Below are 2,016 nucleotides of genomic sequence, written 5' to 3' on the forward strand. Positions count from 1 at the left end.
CGCCCGTGGTGAACGCCGCCTTGCTGTCGCCCGGCGACAGGAAGTTCAGCGTCACGTCGCTCGTCTTCAGTCCCGCCCGGTCCAGCAGGCCCAGCACCAGGTAGTGGCCGATGGAGCCGCGTCCGGTGGCGATGCGCGCCCCGGCCAGGTCGGCGAGGGTGGTGATCCGGCTGCCCGCCGGCGTCAGCAGGGCGGTCGATGCGCCGCCGGCCGCCGACCGGGCCGCATGGATCGCGCGAACCTTCGCGCCGCCGGCGAAGGCGAACAGAAACGGCGCATCGCCGGCCGCGCCCACGTCGACCGCGCCCGCCCCGATCGCTTCCAGCAGCGGCTGGGCGGCGGCGAACTCGCTCCACTCGATCCGGTACGGCGCGCCGTCCAGCACGCCCGAGGCCAGGGTCAGCGCCTTGGCCCCGCCCCGCTGACTGCCGACCTTCAGCACCGGCCCGTCCGCGCCCCTCGCGCAGCCGCTCAGCGCCGCGCCTACCCCCACGCCCAGCAGCGCGCGCCGGTGCAGCCCCCGCGGGACGGGGCGCCAGAACGGTCGGATGGGCTCGTCGGACCCCGACATCGCGCCTCGCTCAACGTGGACGTTGCGAGGCCTGTGAACCGCCTGCGACGCCGCGGAACAATCGCGAAGTCGTCAAGCGACCTATCAGGGAAACTTATATGGCGGCCAGGTGCTGCCGGCCGCCGTCAGCTTTCCGTATCTTCCACTCGGTCCGAGGCATGTGCGCGGCTGCTCTTGGCCGAGACCGCACGATCCGATCTTCAGGTGCGATCAGAAAAACTGCGGACGATCCGCGCGACCGACACCCGGTCGCGCGTGACGCGCCTAGGGTCCGTACTCAATTAGCTCTGGCGGCGCATTGCGGACGCTGATTCAAGGCTTCTGGAAGGGAGCCTTGAGATGGCCAAGCAGGTTCAGTGGCTTAGCGATGAGGAGTGGGCCCGGATCGAGCCGCTTCTGCCGCGTGGCCGCAAGGGTGCGCATCGGGTGGACGACCGGCGCGTGGTGTCGGGGATTGTGCACATGCTCCGGTGCGGGGCGCGCTGGCGGGACTGTCCGGCAGAGTTCGGGCCGTACACGACGATCTACAACCGCTTCAATCGCTGGAGCCGCCAGGGGATCTGGCACGAGATCTTCTACGCCCTGACCGGGCATACCGGGATCTACTCCTCGGCCTCGATCGACGCGACCCACGTCAAGGCACACCGCTCAGCATCGGGCGCTAAAGGGGGGACTTCGAGCAAGGCGTAGGCCGCTCGCGCGGCGGCCGCACCACCAAGCTCCACGGCCTAGTCGACGATCGAGGCCGGCCTAGGGTGCTGCTGATCAGTGCAGGAAACACCAACGATATCAGCATGGCCGCCACCCTGATCCAGGCCGCCGGACCCTTCCGTCGCCTGCTCGCAGACCGCGGCTACGACGCCGACCACTTGCGCAAGCTCCTCGCCGAGCGAGGCGCTGAGGCCGTCATCCCATCCACCACGTCGCGACGCGCCCCTATCCCCTACGACGTCGTCGCCCACAGAGACCGCAACCGCGTCGAGCGCATGTGGTGCAGGCTCAAGGACTTCCGACGCGTCGCCACCCGCTACGACAAACTCGCCAGAAACTACCTCTCCGGCGCCCTCATCGCCGCAACTTGCGCCTACTGGATCAATTGAGTCCGGACCCTAGGACCCCAGGGCCTGGAACCGCGGAGGGGCGTCGGGCGACCGGCGCCCCTCTTCGCGTTCAGGCGGGTGGTTAGGGCCGGGCGCGGCGTGGCAGGGCCTTGATCTCGGCCTCGCTCAGCTTGCGCACGTTCTTCACCGCGCAGCGCTGTGGTCCGATCTGGCTGGGCGCGATGATCTCGGCGTCCAGCCCGCTGCAGATGCGGGTGCTGCCCCGGGAGCGGACCGCGACCTGGGTGGTCCATTCCACATTGTTGCAGCGGCCCAGCATCTCGAACTGGTAGATATCCTTCGCGCCGACACGGACGTTGACCAGCCGCTCGTCGTCCGAGGCGA

General features: G+C 69.3%; 3 protein-coding genes. 1 reads left to right on the plus strand and 2 read right to left on the minus strand.

The window, feature by feature from the left end:
- Nucleotides 1-571 (minus strand): PhnD/SsuA/transferrin family substrate-binding protein (locus ACE3TL_RS16945; RefSeq protein ID WP_374579830.1); only part of this gene is annotated, 571 nt, incomplete at its 3' end.
- A gap of 339 nt (nucleotides 572-910) precedes the next feature.
- On the opposite strand from ACE3TL_RS16945, the gene ACE3TL_RS16950 reads away from it, so the two are divergent.
- A protein-coding gene (locus ACE3TL_RS16950) for an IS5 family transposase (protein ID WP_374579831.1) occupies nucleotides 911-1,671 on the plus strand; the annotation gives its coding sequence in 2 pieces (ribosomal slippage) (nucleotides 911-1,237 and nucleotides 1,240-1,671; 759 coding nt in all).
- 82 nt (nucleotides 1,672-1,753) lie between these two features.
- On the opposite strand, the gene ACE3TL_RS16955 is transcribed toward ACE3TL_RS16950, so the two are convergent.
- A partial coding sequence (locus tag ACE3TL_RS16955) for a DUF6491 family protein (RefSeq protein WP_374579832.1) occupies nucleotides 1,754-2,016 on the minus strand: 263 nt, incomplete at its 5' end.

The sequence above is a fragment of the Phenylobacterium sp. genome, assembly GCF_041920015.1.
Lineage (GTDB): Bacteria > Pseudomonadota > Alphaproteobacteria > Caulobacterales > Caulobacteraceae > Phenylobacterium.